Raw genomic sequence first — 20,751 nt, 5'->3', positions numbered from 1 at the left:
TACGCTGTTGATGAAAAAATTGTAGGCCGGATGAGGGAGGAGCGACCGTTATCCGGCGTTTTTATTTGAGAATAAAAAATTGAGGAACACCATGTTTGAATTAACCATAAAACCAGGTCAGTTGACGCTTAATGAATTGCGTCAGATCAGTCGCCGTCATGTGAAATTGACTCTAGACGAAAACGCTTTCCCTGCGATTCACGCCAGCACACAAGTGGTTAACGATGTGATTGCGGAAAACCGCACGGTATACGGTATTAACACAGGTTTTGGTTTGTTGGCGAACACGCGTATCGCGCCAGAAGATTTAGACGAGTTACAACGCAGCATTGTTTTGTCTCACGCCGCAGGCATTGGTCAATTAATGGAAGATAAAACTGTTAAGTTGATTATGGCGCTGAAGGTAAACAGCCTTGCGCGTGGTTTCTCTGGTATTCGTCTGGAAGTGATTCAAGCTTTGCTGACGTTGATTAACAAAGAAGTGTATCCATGCATTCCGAAAAAAGGCTCGGTAGGCGCATCGGGCGATTTAGCGCCATTGGCTCACATGAGTACGATTTTATTAGGTGAAGGTAAAGCCCGCTATCGTGGAGAAGTTATTTCTGGTCAAGCGGCTTTGTCTATCGCCGGACTTGAGCCAATTGCTTTAGCGCCAAAAGAGGGTTTGGCGTTGCTAAACGGTACACAAGCCTCGACGGCCTTTGCATTAGAAGGTTTATTTGAAGCAGAAGACTTGTTTGCGTCTGCCATTGTGTGTGGTTCTTTATCCGTTGAGGCCGCGTTAGGTAGCCGTAGCCCATTCGACGCGCGAATCCATGAAGTGCGTGGACATCAAACACAAATGGACGCAGCAGCAGCGTATCGTCACCTATTAGGCGAAACGTCCGAGCTTGGCGAGTCTCACCAAGGTTGTGAAAAAGTCCAAGATCCTTACTCATTGCGTTGTCAGCCGCAAGTAATGGGTGCGTGTCTTGAGCAAATTCGTAGTACATCTAGCGTCTTGTGTGTGGAAGCGAACTCAGTATCTGACAACCCATTAGTATTTGCTGCGGAAGGGGACATCATTTCCGGTGGTAACTTCCACGCGGAACCGGTTGCTATGGCCGCGGATAATCTTGCCTTGGCGATTGCTGAAATTGGCAGTTTGTCTGAACGACGTATGGCGTTGTTGATCGATAGTAATCTAAGTAAGTTGCCACCATTTCTAGTAGACAATGGCGGCGTAAACTCTGGTTTCATGATTGCGCAAGTTACCGCAGCGGCGCTGGCGAGCGAAAACAAAACCTACGCACACCCAGCATCGGTTGATAGCTTGCCAACCTCGGCAAACCAAGAGGATCATGTTTCTATGGCAACCTTCGCAGCGCGTCGCTTAAAAGACATGGCGGAAAATACCCGTGGTATTTTGGCGGTTGAAATTTTGTCTGCGGTGCAAGGCTTAGACTTTCGTGCACCTTTGAAATCCAGCAAGCGTCTAGAAAATGCTCGTGCCACTTTGCGTGCTCGCGTGCCTTTTTACGATAAAGATCGTTACTTCGCGCCAGACATTGAAAAAGCCAACGAGTTGCTGCTAGAAGCGGTTCATAACGACACCATGCCTGAAGGGCTATTGCCTAGTATTAAATAGCCTAGTGTTAAAGAGCTAAGTTTATTAAGCGTAAGTAAATATTTGAAAGGACAGCTATGACAAACGATACTCCGATGAAATTAGATAGCTTATGGCGCGGTGCCAATGTAGCGACTATGAAAAGTGGCCAATATAGCGTGATCGAGAACGCCGCAATTGGCGTCGTCAGCGGGCGTATCGTTTGGATTGGCAAAGCGCGAGATTTGCCAGACTACGATGCTCAAACTGAACATGATTTGGGCGGTGGTTGGGTCACGCCTGGTTTGATCGATTGTCATACACATTTAGTATTTGGTGGTAATCGTGCGGGTGAATTCGAGCAGCGCTTAAATGGTGTGAGTTATCAAGAGATTGCCAAGCAGGGCGGCGGTATTGCTTCCTCTGTGAAGGCGACCCGTGACGCCAGTGAAGCAGAGCTAATCACCAGTGCGTCCCGTCGTCTCAAAAGCTTGATGGCCGATGGTGTGACCACGGTTGAGATCAAATCTGGTTATGGTTTGTCTCTTGATTCAGAACTAAAAATGCTGAACGTGGCGACGCAACTAGGAAAGCAATTTCCAGTGACAGTGAAGCGCACTTGTTTGGCGGCACACGCCATGCCGCCTGAATTTGACGATAAAGACGCGTACATCGATTACCTTTGCGAGACGGTGTTACCTAAAGTCGCTGAATTGAGGGTGGCCGACGCTGTGGATGCTTTTTGTGAAGGTATTGCCTTTAGCACCGAGCAAGTTGAGCGTTACTTTAAAACCGCGGAGTCGTTAGGTTTGCCAGTAAAAATCCATGCAGAACAGCTTACCTCACAAGGAGGTACTCGTATGGCGTCTTCATTTAAGGCATTGTCGGCGGATCACATTGAATTTATTGAAGAATCAGACGTAAAGGTCATGGCAGAGTCCGGCACTGTGGCGGTGTTATTGCCGGGGGCGTTTTTTACACTGAAAGAAACCCAACGTCCGCCAATTGCCTTGCTGCGTCAATATGGTATTCCCATGGCGATTGCTACAGATGCGAACCCAGGAACCTCGCCGGCTTTATCGCTTCGACTGATGATGAACATGGCGTGTACCTTGTTCGCCCTAACACCAGAAGAGTCCCTTGCTGGCGCGACCATTCATGCAGCAAAAGCATTGGGTATGACTGATACTCATGGTAGCTTAGAAGTAGGTAAAGTCGCTGACTTCGTGTGCTGGGATGTAGAAAGCCCAGGTGAGTTAAGCTATTGGTTAGGGGGCAGCCTGATGAAAACAAGAGTCCATGAAGGGAAAAGAAGTGAAGGCAGCAAGAACCAAGGGGAGCCTGCATAATGACAACGCGTAACGTATTAACCGTACCGGCCTTTGATTTTGTGCAGGGCGATTCGCCCTTGTTGGTCAGCATGCCCCATTCAGGTTTGAATTTGACAGAAGCAGTGCAAGCCGGATTAACAGACCAAGCCAAAAAATTGCCAGATACCGATTGGTTCATTCCTGAGCTGTATGGCTTTTTGGAATCTTTGGGGGTGAGTTTTATTAAAGCGAATTATTCGCGTTATGTTATCGATTTAAATCGCCCTTATGACGACAAGCCGCTTTATGCAACTAAAACCACAGGCCTGTTCCCTGATATCTTATTTGAAGACAGCCCAGTATTTGACGAAGGTAAAGCACCATCTGACGAACACAAAGCCTTTTGCAAAGAATATATTTGGACACCCTATCACGGCACCATTGAGCAAGAACTCGCGCGACTAAAAGCCAAATTCGGCTATGCCATCTTGTTCGACGCCCACAGCATTGCCGCTGAAGTGCCTATGTTGTTTGAAGGCACGCTGCCGGACTTTAACTGGGGCACTAATGAAGGCAAAGCGTGCGATGCCGTAATCGCCAATGCCGTCACGCAAATATTGCGACCAAACTACACACAAGTGCTCAATGGCCGTTTCAAAGGCGGTTATATTACTCGTCATTTCGGCCAACCAAGCGATGGCATTCATGCCATTCAACTGGAACTTTCCCAAGCGACTTACATTAACGATGAGTTAGCCAAGCAATCTGAGTATCAGCTTGATAAGCAGAAACAGCCGTTGATCACACAGCAACTTAAGGATGTGATCGAAGCCTGTCAGCACCTTAGTTTATAACCTCAGCTGCTTTATAGTTTAAGAATCCCCATGTCGTGGAAACGGCATGGGGATTTTTTTCGATACGATATCTATCCTCTTTTTTCTTGACGATAGTGTAATGGAGCGTCTTCTGCGGTTATCTATTACTGTTTAATTATTAATCGACAGGTCACGCCATTGGCGTATAATTTGGTGATGTTATGGTAGTTATTGAAAGGTGGTCACAATAAACGACGATATATTTAATGAGCTACTGGAAAGCGTAGAACAAGCCGACAGCATTATAAAAGGCCAAAGCTCAGCAGCACGAATCACGGAATTTCCAGACCCAGAAGTGAAGGCGATTCGCACCAAAACAGGTTTGAGCCAAAGTCGTTTTGCCAACCTGCTGGGTGTCAGTAAGCGTACATTAGAAAACTGGGAACAAGGTCGCCGCCATCCAACAGGGCCAGCTCGCGCCTTGCTTAAAATCGTCGAGACTGATCCAGAGTATGCGCTAAAAGCGTTGCATGGGTAGGTATCAGCCCTTTGCTGTATGGTTACTTATGTTTTTTAAATATCTTTATGAAACCGTCAGCTACTTCTTTAAAAGAACTGATTATTTGAAGCGTTTCTAAGACTTTAACTAGCTTATGATCTTCAAGTGTATTAGGTATCTCTGGCCTATCTGTACCCTTTGAAATTAACTTAGGATAATCTCCCTTTAGTCGTTCTAGAATTCTAAATAACTGCTCTGCATTAATGGAGGGCGTGAGGTGAGGGCTTAGTAATAGAATAACATTTTTTGTTTCAACTTCATCGATAGCCATTTTCTCGATGACATCAATCGGCAGTTTTTTATCTTGGTTAATCGCAAATTGAGCCAATTCGATAAGGTCATTTTTACTACAATCTACCGTAAACTCTTCGGCTCGCTCTATAATAGATACCTTTGTATCCAATCCGATCTTTCCGCTGGCTAGAACAGCGGCTAAGTTGCCCTGTAAAAGCTCTGGCGTGATATATCCATGAAATTTGTTTGAGGCTTCAATATAGCGTTCACGTGTTGGCCAGCCTGTTGCTAGAAGGTGCTCATAGGTATCAGCACTGTCTTCGATAAGGTTGCTTTTTAACAGTAGAGGGAACAGTTCTCCTTTTTCTACTGGAAGGCGTCTGGCATCAATGTAGTTTGTTAAATTCAAGCTGTCGACCAGTTGGACGATGTGTCCACTGGTGAGGAAATCTCCGTTAGCATGTAAAATATAAACTGCCAGCTTTTCTTTCTCGTCTTCAGTTGCTAATTCGTATTCCGTTATCACATCGCTCTCTATAAGAACCTTTTCAATATATTCGTCGATTTCTCCAACAGTAGATCTGTAATGGCTAATATTATCAAATGTTGGAGTGAAGCGATTGAATTCAGCCAAGCATTGCCAAGTATCTTTTTCAACTTGGTGTAAGTCTTCAATGATACAGTCACCAGAGGCATGCATAACTACGTTGTCTAAGTCACGTGTATTTTTTAATGCTAAAACATCTTCGACTACTCTTATAAAGTATTCGTTAGAGGAAATCGTTTTGGAGGTGTTAATAACGGCCTGCAAGTATTTCCCTAAATTACGTAATAAATAGTGATAGATCTCTTCGTCTTTTTCTAATGCTACATCTAGTGCTAAATTTGTTTCACTTCCTAACGCTGTTTTTAGGTTGTCTACATTGATTTCATACAGATCTTTTGCAATGAAGGCGTTACGGATTTTTTCTGATAGAGATTGCAATTTAGACACACGAATAACTGCATTACCGTATAGTTTAGTAATGTTTTCAGCCTGATCTTTGTTTGTTGTGTTTATTAAGGTTGGCAGTTCAGCATAATTCGCTTGTAGGTATTCGGATACCGTGTCGTCTAGGTTGTATTCTAGTTCAGAATTTAAGTGTTCTAGTGCAGTATTAACGAGGGAAAGTCGTAGTTCATCATTTAGCTCCACTTGATTGACTAGGAACTCAAGAATTTCAACTGTTTTCAATGTGAATTTTTTGATCAGATTAGTGTGTTGGTTTTCACCGTTTAGATACGCTTGTAAAAAAAGCAGTTCTTCATCTCCAAACTGTATAAGTGATTGAATCATAATGTCTGATTTAACAGAGTCAAAATTTAACAGATAATTCAGAATAGAAATGTTATAAAGGCACGGCTCGCTAAGAGCTTGTTCACCACATTCACTGATAATAGATTTTATATCTCTTTCTTCAAAAACTAGCTGTTCATCCATTATGTTGGGCTCAACATTATGGATGATAAAATTCTGAGCGTTAGCGCTGATAGCCTTTCCATGAAATGTTGAGGTATACAAGGTAAAGTTACGGTTTAGATAACCTGATATTATGAGCTGGTAGGCAAGCCCATCAGATACTATTTGGCGTGTTATAGAATCGAATGTCTGGTTTGGTTTATTATCATCAAGAGTTAGTTTTGACTCGCGTATTAGATCTTGAATTGCTGCACTGCGCAGAAAATTATTATCAAGATTTAGCTGTGGTTCGTTTATCAGGTTTCTAATCGTTGCGCTTCGAAGAAACTCTAATTTAGCTTTTTTCTGACTAATATCAGTTTTAAGTTTCTTACTATCTACTTCCTTCCAATCACATGGATCAAGATTATTATTTAAAACATCTTTTAAATCTGATCGGTAGAATGTAAGAGTGTTATTATAGTGGTACTGATTCCATGATAGTTCTTGTACATCTTGATTCGAGATAAACTCGTTCCAGAAATTTATGCCTGTGAGCTCTGTTAATTTATATTGTTTGCTGGCAAATGAAAAAACACCATTGTCAATGTGAAAGCTAGTTGCTCTAGCAGTACGTTCTATGTGAGCAATGAGTCGTTCGCCAAAATCTAAACATCGTTTCTTTATGCTATGTTCACTGAGATTTGTGAGGTTTAGCGTACTTGTTCTTATTTCCTTGTTAATTGTGTCTGTATTTTCGTTAACAAATTCCCTACTTAAATAATAAATTTTATCTAGCTTACTTTTTCCTAATCGAATTAATTCAAAATCAGATAGATGAGTACTTTTATAAAGCATCATGGAAAAGAGTTCGCTTTCATTTAAATTGAGTTTTTTGTCGTTATCTGTGAATATTTTTTCGCGAAAAACAATGAATTCGTTAAGTACATTTCTCAGTAAGCGCATGTCTGGCACATAGCGAGCTGCGATGCTAATTAACTCTTTATCAATATCGTGAGAAATTTCACTCAAAAGTTTTGTCACAAGATCTCGAGCACTTCTGTGAGTAATAAAGGGAACCACTGGAATAATAAGATCAAAGAACTTGGTACGGTTGGCTCGTTGAATTTCTGTTTCTTCAGGGGGAATGGTCACTTCTTCTTTTGTTTTTTTGTTTAGTGAGTTCTGTGCGCTTGGGTCGAATATGCTGTCTTTGATGGCATAGATGAAACGAATGGGTTTGCTTTCGAATTGTGGGGCGTTATTGAGAAGTGTGTTTAGGGAGCGAAGAGTCTCAAATATATATGAATCTTCAAACCTATCGATGTCTTCAAAAATAACGATACTTTTCTCTGATACTTCGAAAAAATACACAATCTCATCAAGGTATTGATCAAAGTACGATACTGATTTTTCATCTAACGAAATAGCTGTATTGCCAGTCGATAGCTGGCTAATATTGACTCGACCTTGAAAAAGGTAGCGTGCCATGAAAGTACAGGATGCTAATAAAAAGAATACAATTACATGTATCCAAGCTCCTAATGCAGCAATACTTTCATGAATTGAAATAATTTTCGCAGTCCATTCCATTAAAAGAAAGAGGAGTGTTAAAACAATACCTGAAAGCGCTGCGATACTATGTTCACGTTTGCAGTTGAACCTTTCTATTCTGTTAAAGCGAGAGCGTGGCGCATTGTGTGACTCGACACGGTAAAGTAATTGCTTAACGATTTCATGTTGGATTCTGTTTGTAGTTGTAGATGCTTGCTTAGGGATGCTTTCATCTACTTCCTCAGGAGCTGCTGGCGCTAAGGTGGATAAAGATATCTCCACAACGTCTTTTTCATGCTCCTCCGCTATTTTTTGCAGAATACTGCTTTTACCGACGCCATAGGTACCAGATAACGCAATATTTCTGATTTTTGGCTCTTCTAGAGCAGAATTGATTCGTTTGACATAGGATCTATGATTACCTTCATTAAATTCTGGAGTTAAGGGCGTAAGAGTAAAGTCTTCCTGTACTGGCTGTTGTGCTTTTTCTTCCATTCCCTGCTTCCTTGTATGAGGACTTAATCAAGATCTAGATTTTTGGCTATTTAAAAATATTATATCTTGTTTAGACTTTATCGTTTTAACGACAAAAGACCAACTGCTTTATGTTAACTAAAAAGCCACTTTTAGGTTTGGCATCTCGTGATGTTAAGCACTATATTTCTACTTGCTTGGTCAATTTGGAGCTGACGTTATGTATCAAAATGTTTTGGAATTTTGGTTTGACGAGATTGAACCTGAATCATGGTTTAAAAAAGACACCAATTTTGACAACGAAATCATATCGCGATTTGGCAAATTACATCGCCAAGCGGTTCAAGGTGAATTGTCCGCTTGGCGCCATTCTTCAAAAGGCGCCTTGGCTGAAATAATCCTATTAGACCAATTTTCCCGTAATATTTACCGCGACCACCCAGACGCTTTTGCAGCTGACCCGATGGCTTTGGCGCTGGCTCAAGTGGCAATTGCTAATGGTTTTGACGTCGAACTGTCTCCCACCGAAAGAAGCTTTTTATATATGCCCTTTATGCACAGTGAATCCGCGGTTATCCACGAAGAAGCGGTAAAGTTATTTAGGGATTTGGGTATTGCTAATAATTTGGATTTTGAGTTTAAACACAAAGAAATTGTGGATCGTTTTGGTCGTTATCCACATAGAAATGCCACCTTAGGGCGAAAATCCTCTTCTGATGAGTTGGCATTTTTGGATGAACCGAATTCTAGTTTTTAAGTGTGCTTTATTAGCCCCAATAGCCGCTGTTGAATCGATGAATGTCTATATTCTTAGGTTTACGTTTGAGGATAATGATGTAATCTGCCATTTTAATCATTGATGTACAAAGCATTTTGTTCGATCCAGTCCCTCGTCCTTTTGAGGCGGATCTTGTTGTTGAGCGGATAAACCGTGTCACGTCTTGGGCGCGAGCGAGTGATGTTTTGGTGATACATGTGCAGCATGAACAAGTAGGTTCTGTGATCGAATTTGGCTCTGCTGGTTGGCAGTTGCAGGTGGGTTTGAAGCTAGAAGAGGGTGATGAGTTTATACGTAAGACTACGCCGGATTCTTTTTCACGAACGGATTTAGAAACCTTGTTAAAGCAACATGGTGTTGAGCATGTGATTGTTTGTGGGTATGCCTCTGAGTTTTGTGTCGATACTACAATTAGACGCGCTGCAGGCTTGGGCTATTCAGTTGAACTGGTCTCGGATGCACATACAACGCATGATAAAACTCATGCAAGTGCTGAGCAGATAAGATCTCATCATAATGCCACTTTGCCGAATATATCCAGCTTTGGTGTCAAGATCACAGCTATTACATCTAATGAATTGGTCAGGTAGAGATCTTAAAGAAAAACCTACATTAGACACTGTGAAAGGCTAATGTAGGGTTGATCAGAAAGCTAAGGGTTAGATGTTGGTTTGAACTTCTTTTCCGGATTCGATTGATTCGATACAAGCAAGAGAAATAGCCAGTGCACGATGAGCATCGCGGCCATTTGGGCCAGTTTGCTTGCCGCTTTGGATGGCATCTGCAAAAGCTCGAATTTGGGCTGTGTAGCCACTAGCGAAAATATGAGAGTCCGCGCGCCAGGTGTCATCTTTGGCGCCATCTTTGTCGTAACAGGTCATGTTTGTTTTACGAACATCACCCATTTGAAGCATGCCTAAAGAACCTAGAACTTCCGCTCGCACGTCATAACCATACATTGCACAGAAGTTTGCTTCTGCAACAGCGATAGCGCCATTGTCAAACCGTAGCGTCACTGTTGCTACGTCTAGATGACCATGAGATTTTGCATCTGGACGCACTAGTGCATCTGCGATGGCACGAACTTCGGTAACGTTAGCGTCTTCATTTAACCAAAGTAAGGTATCGAAGTCGTGAATTAGTGTCTCGTAAAAAATCGTCCATGTAGGAATTTTGAATGGATCGCCGCCCCAAGGACCTGGGTCACGAGTTAATGAACGTAGTTGCTGAGGTGATCCGATAGCGCCTTCTTGAATTTTTGCTTTAGCATCGGCAAACGCTCTATCCCAACGACGGTTAAAACCAATCTGATAAGGAAGGCCAGCGGCTTCTGCAGCAGCAGATGTTTCCTCAATTTCAGCAAGGGTAAGACCCGCTGGTTTTTCGCAAAATACGGCTTTACCATGCTCCAAAAAATATTTTGAAAGATTGGCGTGAAATCGCGCTGGTGCGGCAATAACGACACCATCTATATTTGGGTGGTTAACAATTTCATCGATGTTATCAGTAATGAATTCACAACCTAATTTTTCTCCTAAGGCTTTTGCGCCCTCTAGGTTCTGATCGAAAATACCGAATAAATTAGCATTACTGATATTAAATGCGATGTTCTCTGCATGGTGAGAACCCATGCGTCCAGCGCCTACTAGTACTAGGTTGACAGGTTTTGTTGTCATGATGTTGAGTCCTTTATTATTTTTTTTGAGAAAATGCGTTGCGAAAACGAGCAAGAGCAAGCTCAGAGTCGCTTTCAGGGAAGCCTTCAAAGCCAATGACGCCTTGGTAGCCTATTTTTTCTAGATGAGCGGCGATGGCTGGATAGTTCATTTCACCTGTTCCTGGTTCTTGTCGACCAGGAACATCAGCGACTTGGATTTCACCAATATGGGGAAGGTAGCGAGTCAGCGATTCGATCAAGTTGCCTTCATCAACTTGCTGGTGATAAAGATCCAGCATCATTTTTAGATTTGGGTGGTCCACTTCAGAAATTAGAGAGTAAACGTCTTCTGCAGTGGCAAATGGAACTCCAGGGTGATCCACTTTACGATTAAGGTTTTCAAGAACAAACATTATGTTATTGTCTGCACCTATTTGTGCTATTTCAGACAATGTTTTGTAGGCTTGAAGCCAATCGCGCCCAGATACAATCGGGCGAGGATTTACAGGTAAACCCTTATTATCCAGGCCGGTTCCATGTAAGTTTAGGCGCGGCACACCAAGACGTTTTGCAACCGCAACGGACTCATGGATAGTGGCGATGAGCTTATCTTTATTTTCTATAAAGTCGCCCTCTATGTAGCCTGTCATAGAAGAAAATTCGACACCTGTTGCTACTAACGCATTGATATCATGTTGTGTCCAATCCCAAAGCTCTGGTAGGAATCCTAGGCTGGCAATTTTTTGTACGCGTTCAGCGATTGGCAGTTCGGTAAATAATGTTTCTGCGCAGCAGGACAGTGAAAATGTAGACATGACTATTACCTCTTTAAGGCTGGAAAAAGTATGGGATTTCTATTTGAATTAAGGTGTTTGAAAAATGCAGCGGCTTGAAATTACCGCTGCAAAAATTTCTAGAAAATACCGTCAGAGAATATTTTTCTGACTTATCAATCAAAAAAGTGATCAATCTCGATAAAAAATCACACGTTTGATGGATTCTTTAAAGCTAATTTCGATTAGCGAACTCTTCCATATTTGAAGGGGTTACTAATTTAAATGGAACCCAGACTTTTTGGGGCACGACCTCACCTCTAGCAAGTTTGATAGCGACGTCGACAGAACCTGCACCTTGTGCTTTTGCATCTTGGAAAACTGTGACATCTAAATCGCCTTCACGCATGGCTTGAAGTGCATCTTGAGTTGCATCCACACCTGCCACTACGACTTTATCCATGTCCATACCGATTGCTTTCATAGCTTGAATAGCCCCGATTGCCATTTCGTCGTTGTTAGCAATAACAGCATCAAATTTAGAACCTGCAGAAAGCCAGTTTGTCATGATGTTGTTTGCAATAGAGCGCTGCCATAGACCTGTATCTTTGATAACGACTTTCATATTTTTGCACTCAGGTGTATTTATCACATCGTAAATGTCTTGAGTGCGTTGGATACCTGTTTGATCGGTTAAAGCGCCCATTAAAACGGCTATTTCGCCTTTTCCGCCAAGTAGGCGACACACTTCTTTCGTTTGTAATGTGCCTGAATCGACTTCATTTGATGCGATAAATGCTTGATTATCAGGGAGAAGGTCTACATTTATTGGCTGGCGGTTAACGTAAACAAGAGGAATGTTGGCTGCTTTAGCATCGTCACTGATTGATACGGTAGCGTCGGTATCAACAGGGCTGATGATGATGCTATCAACACCTGAAGCGATAAAGTTTTGAACCTGATTGAGTTGAGTGCCTACTTGGTTTTTTGCGTCTTCGACTTGTAAGTCCACATCTTTGAGTGATTTTCCACGAGCTTCAATCGCTGTACGTAGTAGTGTGAGGAAGTTGTCGTCGTAAGTTGCCATAGAGACGCCAATGCGCAGGTTTTCTGCAAAGGCTCCAGAGCTTAAGAAAGTAGCACCTAAGGTGATGCTGGACGATAAGGCGATAGTTACTAGCTTTTTCATATTTTTATTCTCCTAGTGTATTTTTTTTTGCTGAGTTTGCTCGCGTGTGCAAACTCAGTGTTGATGAGTATGCACCCGAGTGCAGAGAAGCATCAACAATATTTGGAATGTTTTTTTCAAATCATAATAAAAAAAGAATAAAAATTTTCATGTGTAATTTGGATGGTAGTCCTAGGGATTCAATGACAAAATAGAATGAATATTCATTAAGTCGTAACCGCATGAAAAGTAATAAAATTAATTCTTCAAAAGTCACTTCGGTAGAAGTCGCAGAGTTGGCAGGCGTTTCACGTTGGACTGTGTCTCGTGCTTTTACTTCAGGTAAACCTATTTCTGAAGAGGCACGCCAGCGGGTTCTTCTTGCAGCTCAGCAACTTGGGTATAAGCCTAATTTATTAGCTCGAAGCCTTTCTACTCATAAAACAGGCGTCATCGCTGTCGTGGTTGATACCTTCCAAAACTATAATGTGATGAAGTTACTCGACCAGTTAACGGCCGCGTTACAAAAACATGGGTTGAGAGCATTACTGATCAATGTCATAGATGAAGACAGTGTTGCAGATCTCGTTGAGCATGCTGATCAGCTACAAACAGATGGAGTGATTTTTCTGGGTGCTACACTAACGGGAGACTTTGTCTCTTTAGCCAGTAAAATTAAAAGAATTCCTCTTGTCATTAGCTTTCGTGACTGTAATTTGTCTGAGCCGCTAGTGCTAAATACAGATGATTATACGGCTGGCCGGGACATATCTGAACTATTGATTAATGGAGGGGCGTTAAGTTTTGGCTATATTGTAGGGCCTTCTGGTATTTCTACGCGTGTGAATCGTCGTGAGGGCTACGAAGATCATTTAAAAGAAAATGGCTTTACGCTTGATCTTGTCTTAAGTGCGACAAATTATGATCAATTTATTGCTTACGAAGTCTTCTGTGATTATTTAGAAAAAACAACTAAAAAAGATAGAGTTGATGCTATTTTCTGTGAAAATGACACCATTGCTTTCGGTGTGATTGATGCATTGAGAGCTCATAACTGCTTAGGATCTATTGCCGTCGTTGGCTTTGATGATATTTCTTTTGCTAAAAGTCCTTCATACAATTTAACAACCTACGCACCACCTGTGACTGAGCTGATTGAATTGACTGTACAAGCTATGTTGAAAGACGATGTGCAGAGTACCGTCATGAAAGGCAAGTTAGTTGTACGAGAATCACATAAGCGGAAATGAAAAATTTATAGACCATTCATACTAATTCTATTTAGTCTAGAGCGGCAATAAAAACTAACAGGACCAGATAAGGTTTATCTGATCCTGTTAGTGATTGGTTAAAGCGCGGTTACTATATCTTTGATTGCTAAGCGAGATTTTGGCAGCGCAGCGTTGTAGTCTTGATCCGCATCGTTGTAACCCATTGCCAGTGCAACATCACATTGGTAACCCTCAAGTTCTGGGAATAGTTCACTGATCAGCTCGTGATCGACACCTTCCATTGGCGTGGAATCAATACCCAAGCGAGCCAGTACGTTCATCGTATTGCCAAGAGCGATATAAGTTTGCGATTTTGTCCACGCGGCGTTGTTGCCTTGCTCATCGGTATTCATATCAACAAAAGCAAACGCGCCGAATGATTGATCTTTGTTTTCAGGCTTTGTACGGCCTGTTTGGATATCGACATTGATAACGTTTTCATAATCGGCGCGAGCGTAATGGGTTTTGTGTGCGAACAAAATAGTATGCGATGCGGCTTTCGCATGTTTTTGGTTGAACTGGAATTTATTGGCAAAGGTATCGTGGAAGCGCTGTTTTGCTTCGTCGCTTTCAATGACGATAAACTTCCACGGCTGAGAATTAATAGATGAAGGTGACAAACGCATCGCTTCGTAAATTATGGCTAGGTCAGCTGCCGAGATATGTTTAGAAGCATCGTAATGTTTTACGGTATGGCGTTTTTCTAGTTCAGTAATGATCTGATGTGACATGGTTCTCTCCATAAAAGGGTAAGTGTGCAGCGTGACTGAAATCAATCTGCTGACGTTTATGGCGTTATAGTAGCGACTCTTTATGACCGGAAAAATAGGGTTTTTATTGAATTATTATCAAAAAATATTTGATAATAATTCAATGATTCACTTATCTAGGAAATGGTAATGCAAACAGATGACCTTCAAGTGGTATTAAAAGTAGCGGAATTTCGTAGCATTACGGCAGCGGCGACACATTTAGACATGCAGACTGCAACGGCAAGCGCAGCGGTGAAGCGTGTGGAATCTGCGCTTGGGGTGGAATTGTTTGTGAGAACCACGCGTCAGCTTCGGCTTTCTAGTGCGGGAGAGCGTTATTTACCGCAATGTATTGCTGCTCTTGCTATGTTGGATCAAGCCAAGCAAACCATTCATACTGACTTAGATACAGTGAGTGGTGAAATACGCATTGCGGTATCGTCGGATTTAGGACGAAACATGGCGATACCTTGGATTGATGAATTCATGGAACTTAACCCAAAAGTGACATTAAGAGCACATATAAGTGACAGTAATATCGACTTTTATCGAGACGCATTGGACATGGCGCTGCGTTACGGACCGCCCTCTGATTCCAACTTATACGGGTTTAAAATTTGCAATGTGCCGCGGCTTCTTTGTGCCAGCCCTGACTATATTAAAAAATATGGCTCGCCTTTTCACCCGATGGATTTACAGCATCACCAAGGTCTTTTTTACCAGTTACAGGATATTTTGAATGATACCTGGCGGCTTTATGACACTGATAACGCTTATAAGGTTAAGCCGAAAGCCTATTGTGCTGCTAACGATGGAGACTTGGTGCGTCGTTGGTGCGTAGCAGGAAAAGGCGTGGCAATAAAATCGTCACTGGATATTGCTAGTGACTTATTAGCTGGTCGAATTGTGTCTTTAATGCCTGACTATAAAGTCGATCAAGGTGAGCTTTGGTTGGTTTGCCCAAGTCGCCAATCTATTACACCAACGGTTCGACTTTTACGAGATATGTTTCGAGAGCGAACTAGGGCGCTTTTAACCCAATTAGTAGATAAAGGGTTTTTAGAGAAAAGTGTACTGGAGGATTGAATGCTTTGCTCTACGGCATGTTTTATGAAAAATGCTTATTTAAATAAGAGATTTTTTTCTAAAAAGGGTACTTGAAAATTGTCTTGATGATCCTATTTTTATCAGTGTAACGGGTTCGTCTTAGTATAAAGAGAGCTTTTGTTACGCCTTTTGATGATTAGTATTTTGCTTCAATTTAGGAGGACTTATTATGAACTCAATTGATTTTACGCCACTTTATCGCAGTAGCATTGGTTTTGACCGTTTAGCGTCTTTACTCGACAATGCGTTAACCACAGACAATGTGTCTGCGGGTTATCCACCTTATAATATCGAAGTAGTCGATGATAATCGCTATTCCATTTCCCTTGCTTTAGCAGGGTTTGAAGAAAGCGATCTAGACATTAAGGTGGAAAAGAATGTGCTAACCGTTCGTGGTGAAAAAGCGGATTCTAGTGAGCACAGATATCTCCACCAAGGCATTGCAAACCGCTCGTTTGAGCGTAAATTTAACCTTGCCGATTATGTTGAGATAACCGATGCTGTGCTAAAAAATGGGCTACTTACCATCAGCTTGGTTAAAGAAATTCCCGAAGCAATGAAACCAAGAAATATTGCCATTAACCAGGCAGGCAGTGGTGTGCTTGAGCATCAACAAGGTGGCTCAAAAGAAGTTAACACCAAAGTCGCTTAAGTTGCTCAACTTGTTAGACTCAAGGGCTGTGAAAAATCACAGCCCTTTTTGTTTTTGTCTTCATTGTTCTCTCTATTGTTACTTGGCTCATCTATACTTGATATTGCTATAGTGATGAGACTAAACGTATTGTTGGAATGTTATTGAGGTAGGGATATGGCGGAGTTTCTTGTTTTAGGCGCAGGTATGGTTGGTGTGAGTAGTGCATTGGCGCTGCAGGCTCGTGGCCATCAGGTGACCATTGTGGACCGTGCCGATGCGGGGCTAGAGACTAGCTATGGTAACGCCGGCATGATTCAAGTTGAGGCGGCGGAGCCTTACGCTTTGCCAAGAGACATGGCGACGCTATTTAAGTTCGCGTTTGAGATTAGCAATGATGTGACCTGGAAGATGAGCGGTGCATTACAAATGGCGCCAGCGTTGTGGTCGTATTTTCGTCATTCGTCACCTGAAAACCATGCCAAGATCTCTCAACTTTACTCGCAATTAACCTTCCGATCTACCGCTGATCATGAACCTTTGATTCGCGATTCGGAGTCCGAACATTTGATTAGCCATTGTGGTCTGGTCATGCTGTACCGTGACGAAAGAGAGTTTGAGAAAGCAGTGAAAAAAGCCGGTTATCTCCTGACTGAATATGGCGTTACCTCAGATATTTTCGATGGCAAAAGCTATCAACAAAAAGAATCCGTCTTGAAAAAAATGCCAGCAGGCGCTGTGCATTACACCCAAAGTTGGAGTTGTTCTTCTCCGGGAGACTTAACCAAGGCTTACTGTGATTTGTTCGTCAAACGAGGCGGGCGTTTTGTCACTGGAGATGCCAATACCTTGCAGCATACTGTTTCAGGCTGGCAGGTTTTAACCAGTAATGGCGAACTGAAAGCTGAACAAGTAGTGATAGCGCTTGGGCCTTGGTCGCCAGAGCTATTAAAGCGTTTTGGTTATCAGATTCCTATGGTTTACAAGCGTGGTTATCATGGACATTTTAACGCCCCAAAAACGCTTCAACGACCATTTTTAGATGTAGCAAATGGTGTGCTGGCCGCACCTATGGTGAAAGGTTTGAGGGTGACAACTGGCGCGGCTTTAGTTCCGCTTAATGCGCCAATGGACACAAGCCAGCTTAAACGCGGAGCTGTTGCATTGAATGAAATTATCGATTTAGGTGAGCAAGTAGAAGAGCCGCAATGGATGGGAACTCGCCCTTGCATGCCAGATATGTTACCACTTGTCGGCGAAGCGCCAAATCATAAAGGCTTATGGTTTCACTTTGGTCATGGGCATCAAGGATTTACCCTTGGTCCAACAACGTCTGAGTTATTAGCTCAGGTGATTGAAGGGGAGAGGAGTGAGTTGTTAGATGCACTTGCACCTGTGAATCGTTTGTAATCAATCTAAAGAAAAGAACACAGTTAAAACAAAAAAGCAGACGTTTTTCAAATGTCTGCTTTTTATGAATCAACTTATTAACACCTTGGATTAGTTGTTTTTCAAGTAGTTCAGCATAGTGTCAGCATCAGATACTTCGAACGGATCGCTTGGAGCATCGTCTTGGTAGCCCGCTTCAGAGAACATTTTCTTGATTTCACCGTTTTCAACTAGCATAGAATAGCGCCAGCTACGCATACCAAAACCTAGGTTGTCTTTTTTGACTAGCATGCCCATTTGGCGAGTGAAGTCACCGTTGCCGTCAGGTAGAAGGAAAACGTTTTTCGCATTTTGGCTTTTGCCCCACTGAAACATAACAAAGGCATCGTTTACAGAGACACAAATTACAGCATCAACGCCTTGCGCTTTGAATTCTTCATAAAGTGCTTCATAGCGTGGTAGGTGAGATGTTGAACAAGTCGGAGTGAATGCGCCTGGTAAAGAAAAGACAACGACCTTTTTGTTGTTAAACAAGTCAGCAGTGGAGACATCCTTCCATTCAAATGGGTTTGATCCTTCTAACGCGTCATTACGAACACGGGTTTTAAAGACAACATTAGGTACATTAGTGGTCATGTGTTTTCCTTCTTTTAGGTTATTAATAATTCAGGCTTGATAGATTAGCGATTTAAGAAACCGCGCTTTTGTAAGAAGCTTAACATATGTTCGCGTTTCTTTTTCTGTACTGCCGCAGCAGTTTGTTCTGACCAATTACTGCTTTTTTGATTGTCGCCACGGCCTTGATAGTAAGCTTGCATCTGAGCGTCGTAAGCTTTTACATCGTCTGCGCAACGGTTGTTATCGTAACTGTCTTTGTGAAGAATAACATCGACTGGTAGACGTGGTTTTAAATCAGGTTCTGCGTCTGGATAGCCAAGACAAAGACCAAAGACTGGGTAGACTTGATCTGGAAGATTTAGTAATTCAGCAACTTGCTCTGGATCGTTACGTATGCCACCGATGAACACGGCACCAAGACCAACAGATTCTGCAGCAAGCATTAGGTTTTGGGCAAAAAACGTTGCATCGGTTGTCGCCGCGATGAAGTGTTCCGTGTTGCCTTCTAATTCCCCTAAGCCTTGCTCTAAGCTGCAATATTCAACGCGAGTCAGATCCGCACAAATGATAAAAAATTCTGGCGCCGATTCTACCCATTTTTGACCACCTGCTAGCGTCGCTATTTTTTGGCGATTGTCTTTATTAGACACTTGAACAAGAGAGTAAGCCTGGATGAAACTTGAAGAGGCTGCACCTTGTGCTGACTGGATAAGTTGCTTGAGTAAAACTTCATCAATGGCTTTATCAGTGTATTGACGAATAGATTTGTGATTAGACTGAGCTTGAAGAATTGGGTTCATAGTTAACATCTTTTTCAAATGAGATGCGTAGATACTAGAGATTTAGTGATGGTGGGTCAAAGTGCTTCTTGTTAATAAATAAACATAAACAAAGGAAAGACTTAGCCAAGCAGGCTAAGTCTTTCGCTTAAGGAAGGTGCATAGCTTAGAAGCGGTATTCTGCACCGACACTGGCTTGATTTAAATCGGTTTTGAATTCTGAGTCAGAAGATACGTTGTCAGCATTCAAATCTACGTCATACCAAGTATATTGGGCATTTAACAATAAGTTTTCTGTTACGTTAAAGTTGATACCGGCACCAGCGAATAAACTTCTATCGTCTGAGCTACCTTTGATTGAGGCAACGTTGTAATCCGTTTCGTGCCATAATTGACCTGCTTTGACAAACAATTCTGTCGTTTGAGTAATAGGCAGGGTTCCTTTTAAAGCGGCAGTATAACCGGTTGTTGATGCGTTAGCGGCACTACCGCCATATTTACCAAAATCAATGTAGCTACCTTCTAAAGCTAGGAAGGAATTAAAGCGATAACCGACAATACCCTGTACCACGTCTTTGTTATCGTCGAAGTCATCTTCACTTTCAACTTTAAGATAACCATAGTTAGCACCAACATAAATACCGCTATCATTGTCAGCCATATTTTCTGCTTTTACTACGCCACTTAGAGAAGCTAAAGCGATGCTACCTGCGATTACTGGAATAAATTTTTTCATTTTATAACTCCTTTTAGTTACTTTTTGAGAACTTCGTGAGTTGCGTTATCAATGTGGCGTATGACTGGTTGAATGGCTAGTATCTGGATAGGAATTGCCAATTTGCTTCATTTTCTATGCGTTAAACCTAGGGAAGAAACGCTTTACTGATACTTCTGGGTAACCAAATTGTGAAGGGAGGGTGGGTTTTAAATGTAAAAAATGCCAGCAATAAACTGTAGTGCTGGCATGACTGAGCCTTTCAAAAGAATACGGTTTTAAAGGTCATTAAATTGTATGGTATCGCTAGTCTTTAATGGTATTGGTGACTCGCTACTTCTCCCCATAAGCTTTCAATACGATTGTCTCGGCCACAGCTGGCTCGGTAAAAAGCATAACGTATAGGGTTCTTGGTGTAGTAGCTTTGATGGTAGTCCTCAGCAAGGTAAAACTTTTTAGCTGGTAGGATTTCTGTCACCACTTTGTCTTTGAAAGGTTTTGTATTGTTCACCTTAGCTAGAGAGGCTTCAAAAACGGCCTTTTGTTGGTCGTCTTGGTAAAACATGGCGGTTTTATACGGAGAGCCTTTGTCACAGAATTGGCCTGTTGCATCGGTTGGGTCGATGGTTTTCCAGTAATAGTCTGCCAATATTTTTAGAGAGACGACGTCATCATCAAAGTGAATCACAACGGCTTCAAAGTGGCCTGTGTTTTTGGAAGATACCTGACTGTACGTTGGGCTTTCTGTGTGGCCACCAGTATAGCCTGAGACAACATCGCTGACGCCTTGAACTAATTCGAAATCAGACTCCACACACCAAAAACAACCGCCAGCAACTATCATACTCTGTGGTGCGGCTTGGGAAGTGCTACTAAAAGCGGCTACTCCAGAAATAAGTAACGAGGTTATGGTGTGGCTTAGTACGTTTCGGGTGATCATTTGGTCTGTCCTTTAGTCATAAGAAAGAAGTGTTGCTAAAAAGGTTTGATGTCATCTAGTTGTTTGACGTTCTTATGTGCGTTCTTCTTACAGTACAGCAGAGATTTAATAATCTGATGGGGTAGAAGGTGGCGTTTAATGCTGTATTACAATCCATTATGTGTGGTGTTGGTAATGCTTACAGGTTTGAAGTTAAGAAGTTAG

At 42.2% G+C, this 20,751-nt stretch carries 19 protein-coding genes; 10 read left to right on the top strand and 9 right to left on the bottom strand.

The features are described 5' to 3' along the window. The first annotated feature begins 91 nt into the window (after positions 1-91). The 4 genes from hutH (at position 92) to nadS (ending at position 4,248) form a co-directional block, all read left to right on the top strand. Positions 92-1,627 (top strand): histidine ammonia-lyase, encoded by a 1,536-nt coding sequence (gene hutH / locus DFP80_RS16715; protein WP_113917952.1) that lies wholly within the window; start codon positions 92-94, stop codon positions 1,625-1,627. A 56-nt stretch (positions 1,628-1,683) separates the two neighbouring features. Beyond that, on the top strand, positions 1,684-2,934 hold the full coding sequence (hutI, locus tag DFP80_RS16710; protein WP_113917951.1) for an imidazolonepropionase: 1,251 nt from the start codon (positions 1,684-1,686) through the stop codon (positions 2,932-2,934). Continuing rightward, positions 2,934-3,749: an N-formylglutamate deformylase gene (hutG, locus tag DFP80_RS16705; protein ID WP_113917950.1), complete on the top strand. Its 816-nt coding sequence runs from the start codon at positions 2,934-2,936 to the stop codon at positions 3,747-3,749. The genes hutI and hutG overlap by 1 nt, the downstream gene beginning before the upstream one ends. Positions 3,750-3,948: 199 nt before the next feature. After that, a complete protein-coding gene (nadS, locus tag DFP80_RS16700; RefSeq protein WP_309472365.1) occupies positions 3,949-4,248 on the top strand; it encodes a NadS family protein in 300 nt (99 codons plus the stop codon). Between the two features lie 22 nt (positions 4,249-4,270). On the opposite strand, the gene DFP80_RS16695 is transcribed toward nadS, so the two are convergent. Continuing rightward, positions 4,271-7,990 (bottom strand): YobI family P-loop NTPase, encoded by a 3,720-nt coding sequence (locus DFP80_RS16695; protein WP_113917949.1) that lies wholly within the window; start codon positions 7,988-7,990, stop codon positions 4,271-4,273. A 199-nt stretch (positions 7,991-8,189) separates the two neighbouring features. Here DFP80_RS16695 and DFP80_RS16690 point away from each other — a divergent pair, with 199 nt between their 5' ends. Next, the gene (locus tag DFP80_RS16690) at positions 8,190-8,726 is read left to right on the top strand and encodes a DUF924 family protein (protein ID WP_113917948.1); all 537 of its coding nucleotides are present in this window, start codon (positions 8,190-8,192) and stop codon (positions 8,724-8,726) included. Positions 8,727-8,815: 89 nt separating this feature from the next. Further along, positions 8,816-9,337 (top strand): cysteine hydrolase family protein, encoded by a 522-nt coding sequence (locus DFP80_RS16685; RefSeq protein WP_309472367.1) that lies wholly within the window; start codon positions 8,816-8,818, stop codon positions 9,335-9,337. Positions 9,338-9,406: 69 nt separating this feature from the next. Here the strand turns inward: DFP80_RS16685 and DFP80_RS16680 are convergent, their stop codons facing one another. From DFP80_RS16680 to DFP80_RS16670, 3 genes are all read right to left on the bottom strand, one after another. After that, the gene (locus tag DFP80_RS16680) at positions 9,407-10,423 is read right to left on the bottom strand and encodes a Gfo/Idh/MocA family oxidoreductase (protein WP_206610612.1); all 1,017 of its coding nucleotides are present in this window, start codon (positions 10,421-10,423) and stop codon (positions 9,407-9,409) included. Between the two features lie 16 nt (positions 10,424-10,439). Next, positions 10,440-11,219: a TIM barrel protein gene (locus DFP80_RS16675; protein ID WP_175020628.1), complete on the bottom strand. Its 780-nt coding sequence runs from the start codon at positions 11,217-11,219 to the stop codon at positions 10,440-10,442. A gap of 193 nt (positions 11,220-11,412) precedes the next feature. Next, positions 11,413-12,366: a sugar ABC transporter substrate-binding protein gene (locus DFP80_RS16670; RefSeq protein WP_113917946.1), complete on the bottom strand. Its 954-nt coding sequence runs from the start codon at positions 12,364-12,366 to the stop codon at positions 11,413-11,415. A gap of 221 nt (positions 12,367-12,587) precedes the next feature. Here DFP80_RS16670 and DFP80_RS16665 point away from each other — a divergent pair, with 221 nt between their 5' ends. Further along, a complete protein-coding gene (locus DFP80_RS16665) occupies positions 12,588-13,595 on the top strand; it encodes a LacI family DNA-binding transcriptional regulator (protein ID WP_113917945.1) in 1,008 nt (335 codons plus the stop codon). A gap of 98 nt (positions 13,596-13,693) precedes the next feature. Here the strand turns inward: DFP80_RS16665 and DFP80_RS16660 are convergent, their stop codons facing one another. Beyond that, positions 13,694-14,347: a nitroreductase family protein gene (locus DFP80_RS16660; RefSeq protein ID WP_113917944.1), complete on the bottom strand. Its 654-nt coding sequence runs from the start codon at positions 14,345-14,347 to the stop codon at positions 13,694-13,696. Between the two features lie 168 nt (positions 14,348-14,515). On the opposite strand from DFP80_RS16660, the gene DFP80_RS16655 reads away from it, so the two are divergent. The 3 genes from DFP80_RS16655 (at position 14,516) to DFP80_RS16645 (ending at position 17,516) form a co-directional block, all read left to right on the top strand. Further along, on the top strand, positions 14,516-15,454 hold the full coding sequence (locus DFP80_RS16655; RefSeq protein WP_113917943.1) for a LysR family transcriptional regulator: 939 nt from the start codon (positions 14,516-14,518) through the stop codon (positions 15,452-15,454). A 190-nt stretch (positions 15,455-15,644) separates the two neighbouring features. Continuing rightward, positions 15,645-16,127 carry an Hsp20 family protein gene (locus DFP80_RS16650; RefSeq protein WP_113917942.1) on the top strand — a complete coding sequence of 161 codons (483 nt, stop codon included), beginning with the start codon at positions 15,645-15,647 and terminating at the stop codon, positions 16,125-16,127. Between the two features lie 156 nt (positions 16,128-16,283). Next, the gene (locus DFP80_RS16645; protein WP_113917941.1) at positions 16,284-17,516 is read left to right on the top strand and encodes an NAD(P)/FAD-dependent oxidoreductase; all 1,233 of its coding nucleotides are present in this window, start codon (positions 16,284-16,286) and stop codon (positions 17,514-17,516) included. A 90-nt stretch (positions 17,517-17,606) separates the two neighbouring features. Here the strand turns inward: DFP80_RS16645 and DFP80_RS16640 are convergent, their stop codons facing one another. From DFP80_RS16640 to msrA, 4 genes are all read right to left on the bottom strand, one after another. Then, positions 17,607-18,131, bottom strand: a complete 525-nt coding sequence (locus DFP80_RS16640) for a peroxiredoxin (protein WP_113917940.1) — start codon at positions 18,129-18,131, stop codon at positions 17,607-17,609. 44 nt (positions 18,132-18,175) lie between these two features. Continuing rightward, the gene (gene nfsA, locus DFP80_RS16635) at positions 18,176-18,913 is read right to left on the bottom strand and encodes an oxygen-insensitive NADPH nitroreductase (protein ID WP_175020627.1); all 738 of its coding nucleotides are present in this window, start codon (positions 18,911-18,913) and stop codon (positions 18,176-18,178) included. A 145-nt stretch (positions 18,914-19,058) separates the two neighbouring features. Beyond that, positions 19,059-19,628, bottom strand: coding sequence for a porin family protein (locus DFP80_RS16630; RefSeq protein WP_113917938.1), 570 nt, complete (start codon positions 19,626-19,628; stop codon positions 19,059-19,061). A gap of 292 nt (positions 19,629-19,920) precedes the next feature. Beyond that, positions 19,921-20,547 (bottom strand): peptide-methionine (S)-S-oxide reductase MsrA, encoded by a 627-nt coding sequence (gene msrA, locus DFP80_RS16625; protein WP_113917937.1) that lies wholly within the window; start codon positions 20,545-20,547, stop codon positions 19,921-19,923. Positions 20,548-20,751 lie beyond the last annotated feature (204 nt).

Source organism: Marinomonas rhizomae (genome assembly GCF_003315485.1).
GTDB lineage: Bacteria > Pseudomonadota > Gammaproteobacteria > Pseudomonadales > Marinomonadaceae > Marinomonas > Marinomonas rhizomae.
Note: the sequence above shows the minus strand (reverse complement) of the source record. Positions and strands in the feature narration are given on the sequence as shown.